This window comes from Sphingobium sp. TomTYG65 (assembly GCF_055395525.1).
In genome coordinates this window covers 406,022-424,493 of record NZ_AP027330.1, presented here as the reverse complement: position 1 = coordinate 424,493, position 18,472 = coordinate 406,022, and the positions used below count along the sequence as shown (strand labels likewise).

General features: G+C 62.4%; 17 protein-coding genes. 6 read left to right on the top strand and 11 right to left on the bottom strand.

Annotated features, from left to right (window positions below):
- From pyrH to rpsB, 3 genes are all read right to left on the bottom strand, one after another.
- Entirely contained in the window at positions 1-726 is a 726-nt protein-coding gene (gene pyrH / locus ACZ5Y5_RS02165) for a UMP kinase (RefSeq protein WP_464809576.1), read from the bottom strand.
- A gap of 158 nt (positions 727-884) precedes the next feature.
- Entirely contained in the window at positions 885-1,811 is a 927-nt protein-coding gene (tsf, locus tag ACZ5Y5_RS02160) for a translation elongation factor Ts (RefSeq protein WP_464809575.1), read from the bottom strand.
- A 114-nt stretch (positions 1,812-1,925) separates the two neighbouring features.
- Positions 1,926-2,684: a 30S ribosomal protein S2 gene (rpsB, locus tag ACZ5Y5_RS02155; RefSeq protein ID WP_037461891.1), complete on the bottom strand. Its 759-nt coding sequence runs from the start codon at positions 2,682-2,684 to the stop codon at positions 1,926-1,928.
- Between the two features lie 248 nt (positions 2,685-2,932).
- Between rpsB and ACZ5Y5_RS02150 the strand changes: the two genes are divergently transcribed.
- Positions 2,933-3,160: a hypothetical protein gene (locus tag ACZ5Y5_RS02150; protein ID WP_464809574.1), complete on the top strand. Its 228-nt coding sequence runs from the start codon at positions 2,933-2,935 to the stop codon at positions 3,158-3,160.
- Positions 3,161-3,167: 7 nt separating this feature from the next.
- Here the strand turns inward: ACZ5Y5_RS02150 and ACZ5Y5_RS02145 are convergent, their stop codons facing one another.
- Together ACZ5Y5_RS02145 and ACZ5Y5_RS02140 are read right to left on the bottom strand one after the other, a co-directional pair.
- A complete protein-coding gene (locus ACZ5Y5_RS02145) occupies positions 3,168-3,944 on the bottom strand; it encodes a CDP-alcohol phosphatidyltransferase family protein (RefSeq protein ID WP_464809573.1) in 777 nt (258 codons plus the stop codon).
- Positions 3,941-4,675: a phosphatidylserine decarboxylase gene (locus ACZ5Y5_RS02140; protein ID WP_464809572.1), complete on the bottom strand. Its 735-nt coding sequence runs from the start codon at positions 4,673-4,675 to the stop codon at positions 3,941-3,943. Before ACZ5Y5_RS02140 ends, ACZ5Y5_RS02145 begins: the two co-directional genes overlap by 4 nt.
- 167 nt (positions 4,676-4,842) lie before the next feature.
- On the opposite strand from ACZ5Y5_RS02140, the gene ACZ5Y5_RS02135 reads away from it, so the two are divergent.
- On the top strand, positions 4,843-6,063 hold the full coding sequence (locus tag ACZ5Y5_RS02135; RefSeq protein ID WP_464809571.1) for an NADP-dependent isocitrate dehydrogenase: 1,221 nt from the start codon (positions 4,843-4,845) through the stop codon (positions 6,061-6,063).
- A gap of 144 nt (positions 6,064-6,207) precedes the next feature.
- Positions 6,208-7,821 (top strand): GNAT family N-acetyltransferase, encoded by a 1,614-nt coding sequence (locus ACZ5Y5_RS02130; protein WP_464809570.1) that lies wholly within the window; start codon positions 6,208-6,210, stop codon positions 7,819-7,821.
- Between the two features lie 29 nt (positions 7,822-7,850).
- On the opposite strand, the gene ACZ5Y5_RS02125 is transcribed toward ACZ5Y5_RS02130, so the two are convergent.
- Entirely contained in the window at positions 7,851-9,065 is a 1,215-nt protein-coding gene (locus tag ACZ5Y5_RS02125) for an FAD-dependent oxidoreductase (protein WP_464809569.1), read from the bottom strand.
- Positions 9,066-9,122: 57 nt separating this feature from the next.
- Here ACZ5Y5_RS02125 and ACZ5Y5_RS02120 point away from each other — a divergent pair, with 57 nt between their 5' ends.
- On the top strand, positions 9,123-9,320 hold the full coding sequence (locus ACZ5Y5_RS02120; RefSeq protein WP_464809568.1) for a KTSC domain-containing protein: 198 nt from the start codon (positions 9,123-9,125) through the stop codon (positions 9,318-9,320).
- Between the two features lie 115 nt (positions 9,321-9,435).
- On the opposite strand, the gene glmS is transcribed toward ACZ5Y5_RS02120, so the two are convergent.
- The 3 genes from glmS to glmU form a co-directional block, all read right to left on the bottom strand.
- Positions 9,436-11,259, bottom strand: a complete 1,824-nt coding sequence (gene glmS, locus ACZ5Y5_RS02115) for a glutamine--fructose-6-phosphate transaminase (isomerizing) (RefSeq protein ID WP_464809567.1) — start codon at positions 11,257-11,259, stop codon at positions 9,436-9,438.
- A gap of 93 nt (positions 11,260-11,352) precedes the next feature.
- On the bottom strand, positions 11,353-12,210 hold the full coding sequence (locus ACZ5Y5_RS02110; protein WP_464809566.1) for a metallophosphoesterase: 858 nt from the start codon (positions 12,208-12,210) through the stop codon (positions 11,353-11,355).
- On the bottom strand, positions 12,207-13,499 hold the full coding sequence (glmU, locus tag ACZ5Y5_RS02105; protein ID WP_464810443.1) for a bifunctional UDP-N-acetylglucosamine diphosphorylase/glucosamine-1-phosphate N-acetyltransferase GlmU: 1,293 nt from the start codon (positions 13,497-13,499) through the stop codon (positions 12,207-12,209). Before glmU ends, ACZ5Y5_RS02110 begins: the two co-directional genes overlap by 4 nt.
- Before the next feature lie 159 nt (positions 13,500-13,658).
- Between glmU and ACZ5Y5_RS02100 the strand changes: the two genes are divergently transcribed.
- A complete protein-coding gene (locus tag ACZ5Y5_RS02100) occupies positions 13,659-14,327 on the top strand; it encodes an HAD family hydrolase (protein WP_464809565.1) in 669 nt (222 codons plus the stop codon).
- A gap of 141 nt (positions 14,328-14,468) precedes the next feature.
- The gene (locus ACZ5Y5_RS02095) at positions 14,469-15,641 is read left to right on the top strand and encodes a GGDEF domain-containing protein (RefSeq protein WP_464809564.1); all 1,173 of its coding nucleotides are present in this window, start codon (positions 14,469-14,471) and stop codon (positions 15,639-15,641) included.
- A gap of 63 nt (positions 15,642-15,704) precedes the next feature.
- Here the strand turns inward: ACZ5Y5_RS02095 and lpdA are convergent, their stop codons facing one another.
- The gene (gene lpdA, locus ACZ5Y5_RS02090) at positions 15,705-17,105 is read right to left on the bottom strand and encodes a dihydrolipoyl dehydrogenase (protein ID WP_464809563.1); all 1,401 of its coding nucleotides are present in this window, start codon (positions 17,103-17,105) and stop codon (positions 15,705-15,707) included.
- Between the two features lie 120 nt (positions 17,106-17,225).
- On the bottom strand, positions 17,226-18,467 hold the full coding sequence (odhB, locus tag ACZ5Y5_RS02085) for a 2-oxoglutarate dehydrogenase complex dihydrolipoyllysine-residue succinyltransferase (RefSeq protein WP_464809562.1): 1,242 nt from the start codon (positions 18,465-18,467) through the stop codon (positions 17,226-17,228).
- Positions 18,468-18,472: the final 5 nt, after the last annotated feature.

The following is an 18,472-nucleotide window of genomic DNA, read 5'->3' as shown; positions in this document are numbered from 1 at the left end:
TCAGCGCTCCTGATTTTGCACGATCGTCGCAACACCGTCACCGGCCAGCACCTTGGCCAGATTGCCGGTTTCGCGGATGTTGAACACGACGATGGGAATATTGTTTTCGCGGCAGAGCGCAATGGCGCTCGCATCCATGACCTTCAGATTGTCGTTCAACACCCGGTCGAAGCTGATCTGGTCATAGCGCGCCGCATCCGGCACCTGCTTGGGATCGGCATTATAGATGCCATCGACGCTGGTGCCCTTGAACAGCGCGTCGCAATTCATTTCCGCGGCGCGCAGCGCCGCGGTCGTATCGGTGGTGAAGAAGGGGCTACCGGTCCCGGCCGCGAAGATGACGATCCGGCCCTTTTCCATATGCCGCACTGCTTTGCGCCGGATATAGGGTTCGCACACGGACGCCATCGGAATGGCCGACTGCACGCGCGTATCATAGCCGATCTTTTCGAGCGCATTCTGCACCGCCAGCGCATTCATGACGGTCGCCAGCATGCCCATATAATCGGCGCTCGTGCGGTCGAACCCCTTGGCGGCGCCCGCCAGACCCCGAAAGATATTGCCGCCACCCACGACGACGCAGATTTCGAAGCCCGCATCCTTCGCGGCAGCAATCTCGGACGCCACGCGGTTCACGGTTTCGGGTTCGATGCCGAACTGCCCCTGCCCCATCAGCACTTCGCCCGAGAGTTTCAGCAAGATACGCTTGAAGGGCGGTCGGGTCATGCGGGGCAAAATTCCATTTTAGGCATACAAGGAAATGGCGCGCACCTTAGGCAGCGCGCGCCACTCTGTGAAGTCCTTAGCGTCCTGGGGCAGCTTGTCGAGAAGCCTTGCTTCCCGCGCGCCGCCCTAAACGAACGCTTCAGCAGGTCAGGCCGGAATCAGACGCCCGCAGCCGCGGCGACTTCGGCAGCGAAGTCGCTCGTTTCCTTCTCGATGCCTTCACCGAGCTGGAAGCGGACGTAGTTCTTGAGCGTGATCGACTTGCCCGCATCCTTCGCCGCCTTGGCGACGACGTCGGCGATCGGCGTCTTGTTGTCCATCACGAACAGCTGGCTGAGCAGCGCGTTTTCCTTGGCGTACTTGGCGACCGAACCGTCAACCATCTTGGCGACGATCTCGGCAGGCTTGCCCGATTCGGCAGCCTTTTCAGCAGCGATGGCGCGCTCACGCTCCAGCAGGGCCGGATCGATGTCGGCAGCCGACAGCGCCAGCGGGAAGGCGGCAGCGATGTGCATCGCGATCTGCTTGCCGAGCGGCTCCAGAACGTCCGCAGGCGCATCGCCTTCCAGCGCGACCAGAACGCCGATCTTGCCGAGGCCCGGAGCAGCCGCGTTGTGAACGTAGGGCACCACAACGCCCTGGCTCACTTCGAGCTGGCCGACGCGGCGCAGGGTCTGGTTTTCACCAATGGTGGCGATGTTGGCGACCAGCTTTTCGCTGATCGTGCCGCCAGCCGGGTGCGCCTGGTTCGACAGGGCTTCGGCATCGGCCGCGCCGCTGTTGAGCGCGACCTGAGCGACGGTGCGCACGAAATCCTGGAACTGGTCGTTCTTGGCGACGAAGTCGGTTTCGCTGTTCACTTCGACGGCAACGCCCTTGGTGCCAGCGACGGCAACGCCGACCAGGCCTTCAGCAGCGGTACGGCTCGACTTCTTCTGCGCGGCGGCGAGGCCCTTGGCGCGCAGCCAGTCGACGGCGGCTTCCATGTCGCCATTGGCTTCGGCGAGCGCCTTCTTGCAGTCCATCATGCCCGCGCCCGAACGGTCGCGCAGTTCCTTGACGGCGGCGGCGGTAATCTCGGCCATGTTTCGGCTCCTAAAGTTTAATGGTTCAAATATGAGATGTTCAAACAAGCACTAGGGCGCGTTCCAGTGGAGCGCGCCCTAGCCTGTCAATCTTGCAGTTCGAAGACCGCGGGATCAGGCCTGCGCAACGACCTCTTCAACCTCGGGCTCGTCCAGAGCGCCCAGGTCAACGCCCGAAGCCTGCTGCGCACCACGGTTGCCCTTGGTGGCGGCGGCGGCGACGGCGTCGCAATAGAGGCGGATTGCGCGGCTGGCGTCGTCATTCGCCGGAACCGGGAAAGCGATGCCATCGGGCGAGACGTTCGAATCGAGGATCGCGACGACCGGGATACCCAGCGTGTTGGCTTCCTTGATCGCCAGCTCTTCCTTGTTGGCGTCGATCACGAACATGACATCGGGGATGCCGTTCATGTCGCGGATGCCGCCGAGCGACAATTCGAGCTTCTCGCGCTCGCGGGTCATCTGAAGGACTTCCTTCTTGGTGAAGCCGTGGGTGTCGCCCGACAGCTTCTCTTCGAGGGTCTTCAGGCGCTTGATCGAGCCCGAGATCGTCTTCCAGTTGGTGAGCATGCCGCCCAGCCAGCGATGGTTGACGAAGTGCTGGCCCGACTTGCGAGCGGCTTCAGCGATCGGGTCCTGCGCCTGGCGCTTGGTGCCGACGAACAGCACCTTGCCACCGGCGGCGACGGTCGCCGACACGAAGTCCAGCGCGCGGCCGAAGAGCGGCACGGTCTGCGACAGGTCGAGGATGTGGATGCCGTTGCGCTCGCCGAAGATGTACGGCTTCATGCGCGGGTTCCAGCGGTGAGTCTGGTGGCCGAAGTGAGCGCCGGCCTCGATCAATTGGTGCATGGTGACGACAGGAGCCGCCATGATTCTTCTCCTTCCGGTTGATGCCTCTGGGAATCAGGAACTGAAACGCGAGCGCTACAGCACCGGATATGTGCGATTCCCATGTGGAATGGCGCGGCCCTTACCCCGTGCGTGGCGGCGATGCAAGGGGTTGACTCGCTCTAAGATTAAGAACATATAGTGAACATCGGGAACAAACCGGCGCTCCGGCCAGTTTGCAGCCTTCATTCGGGTCCTTCGGTCCCTAGCACAGAAAAGTGAGCGGCCTCATGTTCACCCTTGTTGCAGCTACTGTTTTCTTCGCGGCCTTCCTGCTTGCCGCTGGCACGATCCTCGGCATGTTCGCGCTCTACCGCGACAAGATGATCGCCGCCTTGCTGTTCGAACCGATCCCCCAGGAAGCGCCCGTTTACCGTCTGCGCATCAGCCGCCGCCGCGCGGGACCGCGTTCCACTGCGGCGGTGCGCCCGATGGCTGGCGGCATCCTCGCCGCCTGATCCGTTTTCAGGCGCTGGCGGCCGCTTGCTGACGGCGCACCCGCGCATAGGACATCATCCCGAACGGAATGGTCGCCAGATAAATGGCGCAGATGAACAACAAGGTGAGCCAGGGATCGGTGATGAGCAGCGCAGCCAGCAGGCCCGCCACCGCAATGGCTTCCAACCGGATCCGCTTGCGCAGCCGGAGAGCTGACCAGCTATAGGTCGCGATGCTGGAAATCATCAGGAACGCGGTGAAGGCGGTCCAGGGCGCGACGACATACCAGGCACGGAATATCTCCTGCCCCGTCACCAGCCACAGATAAAGCGGCACAAAGGCCAAGCCCGCCCCGGCTGGCGCAGGCACGCCCGTCAGGAATCCCGCCGATTTATGCGGCTGTTCATCCGCGTCGATATTCGCGTTGAACCGCGCAAGCCGAAGGGCGCAGGACAGCGCATGGGCCAGAGCGAAAATCCAGCCGAATTTCGGCATGGCGTGCAACGACCAGAGATAAAGGGTGAGCGCCGGAGCCACGCCAAAGGCAATCGAATCGGACAACGAGTCCAGTTCGGCGCCGAATCGGCTCTCTCCGCGAAGCAGCCGGGCGATCCTTCCGTCGAGGCCATCGAGCACGCCGGCGATCAGGATGGACAGCACTGCCCTCTCCCACTCGCCCGATATGCCGTAGCGCACACCCGTCAATCCAAAGCAGAGCGCCATCGCCGTCACGGCATTGGGCGCGACCATCCGCAGCGTGATGCCCCGGCGAAGCCCGCGCGGAATGGTGCGCCGCTGCCTCATTGCTGGATGCCCGAAATGACGCGCATGTCGCCGATCTGGCCCAGGATGGTTTCGCCCGCGACGGTCCGCTGACCCAGCACCACGCGAGGTGCGGTCCCCGCCGGGAGATAGACATCGACCCGGCTGCCGAAGCGGATCAAGCCGATGCGTTGACCCGCCGCGATCATGTCGCCCGGTTTCACGAACGGCACGATCCGCCGCGCCACCAGCCCCGCGATCTGGGTGAAGCCGACGCGCAGCCCGTCATGCCGCTCGACCAGAATATGCTGCCGCTCATTATCCTCGCTCGCCTTGTCGAGGTCGGCATTGAGGAATTTGCCCGAGATATAGACGACCGACTTGACCGTCCCACCGATCGGCGTGCGGTTGATGTGGACGTCAAACACGCTCATGAAAATCGACACGCGGATCATCGGCTGGTCACCCAACCCATCCACGCCCGCCATCTCGCGCGGGGGCGGCACGCGCTGGATCAGGGTGACAAGGCCATCGGCCGGAGCCACGATCGCGCTCTCATCCTGCGGCACCGCACGCACAGGGTCGCGGAAGAAGGCGAACACCCAGATCGTCACCATCACCATCAGCCAGCCGGGAATCTCCCAGCCGACCAGGAACAGCACCAGTGTGATCGCCGCAGCGATCAGGCCGAATTTCATCCCCTCCGGATGCACCGAAGGGAAGCGCCACTTCACATTGCCGCCCAAAGCGACGGTGATTTCGTCATTTTCCATAGCATCCGTCTTTAGGGACAGTCATTTGCGGTGACAACGGCCGATACTGCCTCTTGTGCCACGCCACGCGGATGCTTCGCAAAAGCCATTGCGCAGTTGAACATTGCCGTCGCTTTCCCTAGGGCGTGTCCCAAATTCCACCCGAACCAAGAAGGCGAAAGAGGCGCATGGCGAAGATCAAGGTCAAAAACCCTGTCGTGGAGATCGACGGCGACGAGATGACGCGCATCATCTGGCAGTGGATCCGTGAACGCCTCATCCTGCCCTATCTCGACATCGACCTGAAATATTACGACCTCAGCGTCGAAAAGCGCGACGAGACCAACGACCAGATCACCGTCGATTGCGCCAATGCGATCAAGCAATATGGCGTCGGCGTGAAGTGCGCCACCATCACCCCCGACGAAGCCCGCGTCGAGGAATTCAACCTGAAGCAGATGTGGAAGTCGCCCAACGGCACGATCCGCAACATCCTGGGCGGCGTCGTTTTCCGCGAACCCATCGTGATCAAGAACGTCCCCCGCCTGGTGCCGGGCTGGACCGATCCGATCGTCATCGGCCGTCACGCGTTCGGCGACCAGTATCGCGCCACCGACTTCCTCGTACCCGGCCCCGGCAAGCTGCGCATGGTGTGGGATGGCGAGAATGGCGAGAAGATCGAGAAGGACGTCTTCACCTTCCCCAGCGCCGGCGTCGCCATGGGCATGTACAATCTGGACGATTCGATCCGCGATTTCGCCCGCGCCAGCATGAACTACGCGCTTGATCGCGGATGGCCGCTGTACCTGTCGACCAAGAACACCATCCTCAAGGCTTATGATGGCCGCTTCAAGGATCTGTTCCAGGAAGTGTTCGACAATGAATTCGCCGACCAGTTCAACGCCAAGGGCATCGTTTACGAACATCGCCTGATCGACGACATGGTTGCCTCCGCCCTCAAGTGGAGTGGCAAGTTCGTCTGGGCTTGCAAGAATTACGACGGCGACGTTCAGTCCGACACCGTGGCGCAGGGCTTCGGCTCGCTCGGCCTCATGACCTCGGTCCTGCTCTCGCCCGACGGCAAGACGGTCGAGGCGGAAGCCGCGCACGGCACCGTCACCCGCCACTATCGCCAGCACCAGCAGGGCAAGTCGACCTCGACCAACCCGATCGCTTCGATCTTCGCCTGGACCCAGGGCCTCGCCTTCCGCGGCAAGTTCGACGGCACGCCGGAAGTCACGAAGTTCGCCGAAACGCTGGAAAAGGTCTGCATCGAAACCGTTGAAAGCGGCGCGATGACCAAGGATCTGGCGCTGCTGATCGGCCCGGATCAGGCCTGGATGACCACGGAGCAGTTCTTCGAGCAGATCCGCGTCAACCTGGAAGCTGAAATGGCCAAGTGGAACTGAGTACGCGGAACTGATCTAGGCCTCGCGTATTTCAGTACGGTAACGGAACGAGGCGGCGCCGCATCCCGGCGCCGCCTTTTTCGCGTCTGGCTTGTTGGCCGGAAGTCGATAGCCTTGGGATGGATTGAGCAGGAGACGACCTGAATGACGACCGCCACGAAGAAACGCCTGGAGGTCCGCACGGCGGTTCCATCCGATGTGCGCGGTATTCAGCGGCTGATCGCTCGCGTTTATCCCGGCATGCCCAATTACTCGCTGGCGACGCTGCGGGGCCAGATCAACAATTTCCCCGACGGCTGCTTCGTCGCGCTCTATGACAATCGGGTCGTCGGCTATTGCGCGACCATGCGCGTCAGCAAGTCGATGGCCTTTTCCTTCCACGATTGGGAGGAGATCACCGCCAACGGCTTCGGCACGCGCCACAGCGCGGCGGGCGAATGGCTTTACGGCTATGAAATGGCCGTCGATCCCAAGCTGCGCGGGCTGCGGATCGGGCAACGGCTTTATGACGAGCGCAAGGAACTGGCCGAACAACTCGACCTGCACGGCATCGTCATCGCGGGCCGCATGCCTGGTTATGCGCGGGCCAAGCGCCGCGTCGATGGTCCCGCCGATTATCTGGACAAGGTCGTCCACGGCAAGCTGCGGGATCAGGTCATCAGCTTCCAGTTAAAAAACCAGTTCGAACCGCTCGGCGTGCTGGAAAACTACTTGCCCGAGGACAAGCAGTCGGACGGACATGCCGCCCACCTCGTCTGGCGCAACCCTTATGTCGATCCCGACGAAGCGCCCGAAATGCGTGTGCCGCGCGGCGTCGAAAGCGTCCGCCTCGCCACCTGCCAGTTGCAGGCCCGCGCGGTTGAGGACTTCGACGCATTCATCCGCAATATCGAATATTTTGTCGATGTCGCAGCGGATTACCGGTCCGACTTCATCGTCTTCCCGGAGCTTTTCACCCTCCCCTTGCTCTCCTTCGAAACGAAGAAGCTTTCCCCGCTCGAAGCCATCGACAAGCTCACCGGCTACACCCCGCGCCTGACGAAGGAACTCACGCGGATGGCGCTGGAATATAATATCAACATCATCGGCGGCTCCCATCCGACCCGCGCAGATGATGGCGACATTCAGAATATCGCTTATGTCGCCCTGCGTGACGGGTCGGTGCACACGCAGGAGAAGATCCACCCGACGCCGAATGAGGCATTCTGGTGGAACATCAAGGGTGGCGACTCGCTTGATGTGATTCAGACCGATTGCGGCCCGATCGGCGTCCTAATCTGTTATGACAGCGAGTTTCCGGAACTGGCCCGCCGCCTGGTCGATCAGGGCGCTCGCATCATCTTCGTCCCCTTCTGCACGGACTCGCGCCTCGGCTATATGCGGGTGCGCTATTGTGCGCAGGCGCGCGCGATCGAGAACCAATGCTATGTCGTCATGTCAGGCAATGTCGGCAATCTGCCGAACGTCGATAATATGGACATTCAATATGCCCAGAGCGCGATCCTGACGCCTTGCGACCTCCCCTTTGCCCGCGACGGCATCGCGGCGGAATCGACGGAGAATGTGGAAACGCTGACCATGGCGGACGTGAACCTCGCGGACCTCAGCTGGGCACGCGCCGAGGGCACGGTGCGCAATCTGCGCGACCGGCGGTTCGACCTCTACCATATCGATTGGGACAACAGCCCCGACCACACCCACGCGCCTAGCGGGGGCCCGGTGCCCGCAGGCGGTCATAATGCTCCGGGCGGGGGCTAAACCGACTTCCCCCAAACGAAAATAGAAGCCTAGCGTCTTAAGCCAGCATCCGGCGACCGGATATGCTCGCGCCGGAAACCCAGCCCCACCAAGCGCGCCGGGATTCCCCGCAGCACTGCGTATCGATCCAGCAGCTTCACCGGCCATGGCGGCTCGGTCAGTCGCACAGCGGGATCAAAGAGCGCTCCTATGATCCGGTCATGCGCCAGCTTCTGCATCCGCTGGATGATCCGCGTCGGCAACAATCGCCGCTGCTGCACCAGAGGCGCGATGGCATCTGCATCCCGCCCCTCCGCCATGGCTCCAGCCATCAAATTCGCCGCCGCCACCGCATCCTGAATGGCCAGATTGATCCCCACACCGCCAACGGGAGACATGGCGTGCGCCGCGTCTCCTATCGTCAGCAGTCCGGGCCGATACCATCGCGTCAGCCGATCCAGCGCGACCGAAAGCAGCTTCACCTGATCCCAATTGGTCAGTGCCTCGGCTGCCTGTCTCAGTTCCGGCGCCAAGGTGACGATCTCGCTGCGGAACGCCTCCAGCCCTCGCGACCGGACGGCATCGGCCTGCCCTTTGGCGAAGACATAGGCGCACTGCCAATAATCGCCGCGATCGATCTGCACGAACAGCCTTCCGGCCTCGAACACGCCCATCGTGTCGTTGCCAGTGGTCACCTGCTTGGGCAGGCGAAACCAGAAGACATCCATGGGCGCGCCAATATCCAACAGCGGCAGCGCGGCGGCTTCGCGCAGCACCGACCGGCGTCCGTCGGCGGCAATCACATAGTCGGCGGCGACCGTACCGCCATCCGCAAGCGTGACGCCATCGACGCGCCCGCCCGCATCATAGGTGAGCCCCACCGCCTCCGCATTCATCCGCAGCGTGAATCCGGGATAATGTCGTGCCTCGTCCGCCACGAAGTCGAGGAAATCCCATTGCGGCATCAGCGCGATGAAGCGGCTCTCCACAGGCAAGCGGCGAAAGTCCGCGATGCGCATCCGCTGCCCCGCGATGCGGCCGGTCAGTTCGCTGACCTTGTTATGCGGCCGCTCCAGCAGCCTGTCGCGCAGGCCGAGTTCGCGGAACAGCTCCAGCGTGGAGGGATGAACCGTGTCACCGCGAAAATCGCGCAGAAAATCGCCATGCTTTTCCAGCACCGTGACCGGCACGCCCGCGCGGGCAAAGAGCAGGCCCGCCATCATCCCTGCAGGTCCGCCGCCGACGATCACCAGATGAGCGGCCATCGCCCCTCCCGCCTTCAATCAGGAAACATCCGTCCTCACGCGGGGGTTATAGCTTCCATGCCTTCCACCGTCATCCGCCGCTTCGACTATGATGCTGCCGATCACCGGCTGGACGTCCAGTTCGTCAGCGGCAAGCGTTACAGCTATCATGACGTGCCGGAAAAGCTGGTGGCGGACATGCGAAGGGCTACGTCGAAGGGCGGCTTTTTCAACCGCCGGATTCGCGATCATTTCAGCTTCACGCGGCTGGATTAAGCGATCCGCTTCAACGCCGATCACCTCTCCCTCCGTTCGCCCGAGCTTGTCGAACGGCCTTTGCGACAGCGCCGTCCAGCTATGTGCTCCTGCGAAGGCAGGAGTACTACCACCATCACTCCACTGTGACCGACTTGGCCAGATTCCTCGGCTGATCGACATCCGTGCCCTTCGCCACCGCCACATGATAGGCGAGCAGCTGCACCGGCACGGCATAGATCATCGGGGCGATCAGCGGGTGGACCTTGGGCATGGTGATGGTCGCGATGCAACCCTCACCCGCCGCCTGAACACCATCATAGTCGGAGATCAGCACCACTTTGCCTCCGCGCGCCTGCACTTCCTGCATATTGCTGACGGTCTTTTCGAACAACGGCCCGCTGGGGGCCAGCACGATCACCGGCACCTTGTCGTCGATCAGCGCGATCGGACCATGCTTCATCTCGCCAGCGGCATAGCCTTCGGCATGGATGTAGCTGATTTCCTTGAGCTTGAGCGCCCCTTCCAGCGCCAGCGGATAGTCCGGCCCGCGCCCGAGATAGAGAACGTCGCGCGCCCCCGCGACCAGATGCGCCATATCCTCGATCGACTCGTCATAGGCCAGCGCGCCGTTGAGCGCAGCGGGCGCTTCGGACAGGTGCCGCACCAGTTCCTTTTCCGCCTTGGCATCCAGCCGCCCCTTTGCGCGCGCCAGATTGGCGGCGAACGCGGCCAGCACCGCCAGCTGGCAGGTGAAGGCCTTGGTCGACGCGACGCCGATCTCCGGCCCGGCATGGGTCGGCAGCAGCAAATCCGCCTCCCTCGCCATGGTGCTGGTCGGCACGTTGACGACGGCGGCGATCTTCTGCCCCTCGTCCCGCGCATGGCGCAGCGCGGCCAGCGTGTCGGCGGTCTCGCCCGACTGGCTGATGACGATCATCAGTCCGCCGTCCTCCATCACCGGCGCGCGATAGCGGAACTCGCTCGCCACATCGATATCGACGGGCACGCGGGCGAACTGCTCGATCCAATATTTCGCGACCATACCGGCATAATAGCTGGTGCCGCACGCGACGATGGTCACGCGGCGGATCGCCCCCAGGTCGAAATCGGGGATGGGCAAGGACACACGGTCCTCCATCCGCTGCAGGTAGGACTTCAGCGTCTGGGCGACCACCACCGGCTGCTCATAAATCTCCTTGAGCATATAGTGGCGGTGATTGCCCTTGGAGATCAGTTCGCCCGTGACGCCTGAAATGGTGATGGGGCGCTCGACCGGCTGATTGTCCTTGTCGAAAATCTCCGCGCCATCGGCAGTGACGACGACCCAGTCGCCTTCTTCCAGATAGGCGATCCGCTGGGTCAAGGGAGCGAGGGCCAGGGCGTCGGACCCAAGATAGGTTTCCCCCTCGCCATAGCCCACCACCAGCGGCGACCCCAGTCGGGCACCGATCAGCATTTCGGGATGGCTGCGGAACAGGATGGCAAGCGCGAAAGCCCCATGCAGGCGCGGCAGAACCTGACGCACGGCCTCCTTGGGCGAAGCGCCCTGCTCGACCAGCTCACTCACCAAATGGGCGACCACCTCGGTATCCGTTTCGCTATCGAAACGGCGGCCGCGCGCCGTCAGTTCCTCACGCAACGGTTTGAAATTCTCGATGATCCCATTGTGCACCAGCGCCACTTCCTTCGTGGCATGCGGATGCGCATTGCTGGTGGTCGGGGCCCCATGGGTCGCCCAGCGCGTGTGCGCGATGCCGGTCGTTCCCGGCAACGGATTATTCGCCAATTCCTTCACGAGATTGGCAAGCTTACCCTCCGCCCGCCGCCGCTCGATCGCGCCTTCATAGACTGTCGCGACACCCGCGCTGTCATAGCCGCGATATTCCAAACGCCGCAGCCCTTCGACAAGCCGCTCCGCCACATCGTCCTTACCGATGATCCCGATGATACCGCACATGAATCCTGAGCCTCAAAGCCATGCAAAGAAAAGAGAAGCGCTGCCTTCCGCCCACCTATGCCATGATCGGCGGGACAGCGACAGGGGCCAGTGTCATTCTGGACGAATTGTCACCAGCCAGACATCCGGTGGTGAGAGCATCCGGATCGGCAGCCCGCTGGTGCCGACGCCTGCAGACACGATCATCGACTTGGCTCCCTCCCGATATGCGCCACAGGCATAACGCTTGCCGAAGCGAGAAGGCACATAGACGATCCCGGCAAAGGGCAGCGCCACCTGACCACAATGCGTATGCCCTACCAGCGTCAGCAAAGGCCGGTCCGGTAGGGCGGGAAATACGTCCGGCCCGTGCGACAGGACGATCTGTGCACCGCCAAGGTCGTCCATCGCCTGCGAGGTGACCGGTATGTCGGGATGGCTGGTATAGATGTCCCGCAGCCCGCCGATCACCAACGGCCCGCGGCGGACGGCCTCGTCGAGGAGCAGCGGGATACCGATCCGCGCGAATAACCGACGCCATTGCTTACCATTGATGTGGGCATGGCGTTTCGCGTCATGATTGCCCAGCACCGCCAGCACCCCCATTGGCGCGTGCAGCGCCGCAAAGGGCGCGATGCTCGCCTCTGCATCGTAAATCGCGCCTCCCTTGTGGTCGCCGATATAATCGCCACCAAGTAGGATAAGGTCCGGCTTGAGGCCATTCACCTGAGTTACAATGCGAGCCATGCGTTCAGGGCTGTTGTCCGGCCCGGACAAATGGCTGTCCGTTATCAGCGCAACCGTCACCGGCTGCCGCGTTGCGCCGGCTGGATAGGGCAGCGAAACCTCCATGCGCCGTACCACCGGCATGGCGCAGGCGTTGCGGAAGAGCCACAAGGCAAATCCGGTCACCAGCAGGCAAGCCAGCAGCAAAGCCAGTAGGCAGCCCCGAGGGCTGAGAAGGCGGGTCACTTGGCGGCTTTACGCGCCTGCATCTTTGCGCGGAAGCGCACTGCCCAGCCTGGCTTGCTCTCCTGGGAAGGCCGGACAAGGCAGAGCGCGTTAGCCTCTACGTCCTGCGTCACGACACTGCCTGCGCCGACGATTGCGCCATCGCCGATCTTGACGGGAGCGACCAGCGCGCTGTTGGAACCAATGAAAGCGCCTGCGCCGATCTCCGTCCTATATTTGAAGAAGCCGTCATAGTTGCAGGTGATCGTGCCCGCCCCGATGTTCGCCCCTGCCCCGATGCGGGCGTCGCCGATGTAGGACAGATGATTGACCTTCGCGCCCTCGCCCAACTCCGCCTTTTTCACCTCGACGAAATTGCCGACCTTTGCCTTGGGGCCGATCTTCGCTCCCGGGCGCAGCCGCGCATAAGGACCAACCTCCGCACCGGTCCCAATCGTAGCCCCTTCAAGGTGCGAAAAGGCGTGGATCACAACATCGTCGGCGACTGTCACGCCGGGGCCGAATACCACATTGGGCTCGATCACGACATCGCGTCCCAGCACCGTGTCATAGGAGAAGAACACCGTCTCCGGCGCAATCAGCGTTGCTCCGTCGCGCATTGCCTCGCTGCGGCGGCGATCTTGCCACGCAGCCTCGATCACGGCCTGCTCCGCCCGGCTATTGACGCCAGCCACCTCCCACGCTTCCGTTTCGATGACCGCACTCTGCGCGCCGGGCAGCATGATGATGTCCGGCAGATAATATTCACCCGCTGCGTTGTCGTTGCCGATCTTGTCCAGCAGCACGAACAGGTCCGTCGATCGCACCGCCATCAAGCCGGAATTGCACAATGTCACGGCGCGCTCGGCGGCGTCGGCATCCTTATATTCGACCATCTTCCCGATGATGCCCTGACCGTTTGTGATGATCCGGCCATAGGCCCCCGCATCCTCCGGCCGGAAGCCGAGTACAACCGCGCGCAGTTCGTCGCCCTGATTCAACCGGTCCAACATCGCCCGCATCGTTTCAGGCCGGACCAGCGGCACGTCACCATAGAGGATCAGGATATCGCCCGCGAAGCCGGCCAGCGCGTCATGCGCCTGGGCGACCGCATGGCCGGTGCCCAGTTGCTGCTCCTGCACCGCGATCACCGCGCCGGTGCCTGCGACCGCCGTTTCCACCTGATCCCGACCAGCTCCGACCACCACTACCTGGCGCTCAGGATGGAGTTCAGCGATGCTGCTCAAGAGGTGCAGCAACATTGGCCGCCCCGCGACCGGATGCAGGACCTTGTGCTTGGCGGATTTCATGCGCGTACCTTGCCCGGCGGCAAGGATGATGACGGCGAGTGGGCGGGTGGCGGTCACGGCGGAACGCGTCCTCTTCTTCTGCAAAAAGATCGATAAATCTCATCGCTCTCTGCCACGTTTGGCTTGCCTTTGCCACCGCGCAGGCCGCATGAGCCGCCGATGACCAGCATTCCTTTCGACATCGTCGGCTTCGATCTCGACGGCACCCTGCTCGACACCAGCGGCGATCTGGCGGCTGCAGTCAACTATACTATCGCGACCGATGGCCGCCCGCCCTTCCCGGTCGATGCAATCCGACCCTTCGTCGGCAAGGGCGCGAAGGTCATGCTGGAGCGCGCGCTGACGGCGTCTGGCGGTTATGACGATGATTTACTGGCCAGGATGTTGCCGATCCTGCTCGACTATTATGAGCAGAACCTGGCCATCCACTCCGTCCCCTACCCCGGTTTGATGGAAGCCATGACGGCGCTGGAGCAGGCAGGCGTAAAACTAGCCATCTGCACGAACAAGGCGGAACGCTTCACCATTCCGCTGCTGCACCAGATCGGCCTGTCAGACCGCTTCGCCAGTGTCGTGGGCGGAGACACTGTGGGCGTTGCGAAACCAAATCCAGCCCCCATTCACGAAATGATCGCCCGCGCTGGCGGAGGCCGCACCGTCTTCCTGGGCGACACGATCAACGACATTGCGGGTGCCCGAAATGCTCGCATTCCCAGCATCGCCGTCAGCTTCGGCTTTCTTGAAGGTTCTGTCGAAGAACTGGAAGCCGACGCCGTCATCCATCATTTTGACGAGTTGGTTCCGCTCCTTCAAAAGTGGCCCGGCTAATCCTTGCCGCCTTTGAATCCATAACGGATCAACATCTCGTCGATTCTGGAAGTATTTGTTAAACCAAGGCTTATACCGCGCCTTTGACGGCAGCTTCGCGCCTGCCTTTGATCCGGCAACAGCAAACAGGGGGCAGCCAGCATGGGCGAGAATTTCGCTTTCTTCCTGCCAGTCATGATGGCGAGCTTCGCCGTCATGTTCCTGATCGTCTGGAGCTCGAATGTACGGGCGGCGGGCTGGTGGAGCGCGGCCTTCTTCTGCATCGCTGCAGGCTTTTCGGCCCCTGCCGCTTTCGCGGCCATCCCGACGCCGCTCTGGAGCATCATAGCCGATCTGCTGTTCGCCACCGGCTTCCTGCTGTTCAGTCAGGCGCTTTTGCAACGCTGGCGGCCAGCCTGGCTCTTGCCGGTGCGGCTGGCGATCTGGGGCAGTTCCCTGCTGCTATGCGTCATCGCCAATATAATCGGCAATTTGCCTATGGAGCTGGTCGCGTCGGACTTCGGTTGCTTCCTCCTGATCGCGCTCCCACTCATTGCGGCGAAGGGCCATTTGCATCGCAGCGCTGATCGGGCGCTCTTTACGGCGGCATGTTTGGTCGCGCTCGACAATCTGGTGCGCGGCAGCACCGTTCCCCTAACCCTATCTTCCGGTGGAGACTTCCTCACCAGCAACTACGCCTATCTGATGCAAGCCCTGGCTTGCATTTTCGGGCTTTTCCTGGCGCTTTCCGCCTTGGCGACACAGGTGATCGATCTGCTCCGCCGCTATCAGCGTGAAGCGATGGTCGATCCTCTTTCAGCTTTGTTCAACCGCCGCGGCTTCGATGACGCGGTGAGCAGGATCGACGCGGCAGGCTCACCCAGCGGCAGCATCATCGTGTGCGACATCGATCATTTCAAAGCCGTGAACGACGAATATGGGCATGCGCTGGGGGACTCGGTGATCAGCGCGCTGTCCGAACTAATCATGGGAATTGCTCCCGCGGGAGCAATCGCTGCGCGCTTTGGCGGAGAGGAATTTGTTCTGTTCCTTCCAAACACGAACGCCGCTCGCGCCGCCGAAATCGCCAACGCACTGCGCGAGAGCTTTTCGCGAACAGTCCCGCCAAAGCTGCAACTCGCAAATGCGTTGACCGCCAGCTTTGGGCTGTCCACCATGCAGCGTAGCGACCGATCGATCCATGACGCTATCGCGCGTGCAGACGAGGCGCTTTACGAAGCGAAATCGCGCGGCCGCAATCGTGTGTGCGTCCGGCGCGCCCTTTCCTCTCCTGACCTGACGCCGATCTCACCTCATCGGACGGTCAGCGCCTGAAATGGGAAGGGCCACCCCAGGGCGGCCCTTGCACCTGAATGGACGAAAAGAGCCAGGCAGCGATCACATGTGGATCGGCTTGCCCGTCACCGCCATCGCTGCTTCCTTGATCGCTTCGCTATGCGTCGGGTGCGCGTGGCAGGTATAGGCGATGTCCTCGCTGGACGCGCCGAACTCCATGGCCTGCGCTGCCTGCGCGATCATGGTTCCGGCGACCGTAGCAATTACCCATATGCCCAGCACCTTGTCGGTCTCGGCATCGGCGATGACCTTCACGAAACCATCGGGCTCATGATTGGTCTTGGCGCGGCTGTTGGCTAGCATGGGAAATTTCCCGACCTTGATCGCGCCGCGCTCCTTGGCGGCTTCCTCGGTCAGGCCCACGCCCGCAATCTCGGGCTTGGTATACACGACCGACGGAATCACGTCGTGATTCACGATGCCGGTCAGACCCGCGATGTTTTCCGCAACGGCGATGCCTTCATCCTCGGCCTTGTGCGCCAGCATGGGACCAGGGATAACGTCGCCGATCGCCCATACGCCCGGCACCTTCGTCGCGAAGTCATGATCCGTTTCGATCTGGCCACGAGCGTTCAACTGCAGGCCGATCTTGTCGAGGCCCAGACCATCCGTATTGGGTCGACGGCCGATCGACACCAGGACGACATCCGCCTCGATCGTTTCCGAAGGCCCACCGGCCGCCGGCTCGACCGTCAGCGTGACACCCTTCTTGTGCGCCTCTGCGCCGGTGACCTTGGTGCCGAGCTTATATTCAAAACCCTGCTTCTTGAAGATCTTGTTCGCTTCCTTGCGGACCTCACCGTCCATTCCGGGCAGGATCTGATCCAGAAACTCGACCACCGTGACCTTCGAACCCAGGCGGCGCCAGACCGAACCCAGTTCCAGCCCGATAACGCCACCGCCGATGACGACCAGATGATCGGGCACCTTGTCCAGCTCGAGCGCGCCGGTGGAATCGACGATCAGGCCCTTCCTGTTATCGACCTCGACGCCCGGCAGCGGCGTAACCGACGAGCCGGTTGCAATGATGATATTCTTGGCTGTCACGGACTTGCCAGCGACTTCCGCCGTGTTGGGGCCGGTGAAGCTTGCCAGACCTTTCAGCCAATCCACCTTGTTCTTCTTGAACAGGAATTCGACCCCGCCGGTCAGGCCCTTCACCGCATCCTTGCGCTGCCCCTGCATCGTGTCCAGATCGAGGCTCATCTTGTCGATCTTGACGCCAAGCTTCGCCAGCGCGCCGCCCGCCGCTTCCTCGTAGAGTTCGGAGGCATGCAGCAGCGCCTTGGACGGGATGCAGCCGACATTGAGGCAGGTGCCGCCCAGCGTCTCACGGCTTTCGGCGCAAGCGGTCTTGAGGCCCAGCTGTGCCGCACGGATCGCCGCGACATAGCCGCCGGGGCCGGCGCCGATCACCAGAACGTCGTAATCGAAGTCTGCCATAACAATCTCCGTTCGCCCTGAGCCTGTCGAAGGGCATTACTTCCTATTTTGTCCTCTCGATATAGAAAGGACGGGGCTTCGACAGGCTCAGCCCGAACGGGATGCGTTGGCTCGAACCTCTTACAGGTCGATCAGCAAACGGGTCGGATCCTCGATCGCATTCTTGACCGCGACCAGGAACGTCACCGCTTCACGGCCGTCGATGAGCCGATGATCATAGCTGAGCGCCAGATACATCATCGGGCGGATAACTATCTGACCGTCGCGCACGACCGGCCGGTCTTCAATACGGTGGAGGCCCAGCACCGCCGACTGCGGCGGGTTGATGATCGGGCTGGACAACAGCGAGCCGAACACACCGCCATTGGAGATGGTGAAGGTGCCGCCCTTCATGTCCTCCATGGTGAGCGTGCCTTCCTTGGCCTTCTTGCCGAAATTACCGATCGTCTTTTCGATGTCGGCGACGCTCAGGCTTTCGGCGTTGCGGATGACTGGCACGACCAGACCGTTGGGGGCCGACACGGCCACCGAGACATCGGCGAAGTCGTTATAGACGATCTCGTCGCCCTCGATCTGTGCGTTGACGCCGGGAATGTCCCGCAGCGCCATGCAGACCGCCTTGGTGAAGAAACCCATGAAGCCCAGACGGACGCCGTGCTTCTTTTCGAACAGGTCCTTATATTTGGCGCGCGCCTCGATGACGTTGGTCATATCGACGTCATTATAGGTGGTGAGCAGCGCGGCGGTGTTCTGCGCTTCCTTCAGGCGCTTGGCGACCGTCTGGCGCAGGCGGGTCATCTTGACGCGCTCCTGCTTACGGCTGGGACCGGCTGCGGGGGCTTCAGTAGCGGGCGCTGCGGCAGGAGCCGAAGCGGTTGCCTTCGCCGTACCCGCAGCAACTGCGGCCATGACATCGTCCTTGGTCAGGCGACCGTCCTTGCCCGTGCCCTTGATCTTGCTCGGATCGAGGCCATGCTCCAGCACCAAGCGGCGTACGGCGGGCGAGAGCGTCAGATTACCGCCCTCATCCTCATCAGCGGGAACCGAAGCGGCCGGTGCAGGCGTTGCAGCCTCCGCCTTGGCAGCAGGGGCCGGGGCAGCCGCCGAGGGTGCGGCAGCAGACGCGCCCTCATTGATCATCGCCAGCAATGCGCCGACATTCACCGTGTCGCCTTCCTTGGCGATGATATCGCCCAGCGTGCCCGCGACCGGCGCGGGCACATCGACAGCGACCTTGTCCGTTTCCAGGCTGACGATCGGCTCGTCAGCCTTCACGGCCTCGCCCGGCTTCTTGAGCCACTGGCCAACAGTTGCTTCGGTAACGGATTCGCCCAGGGTGGGGACTTTGACTTCGGTTGCCATGAGCT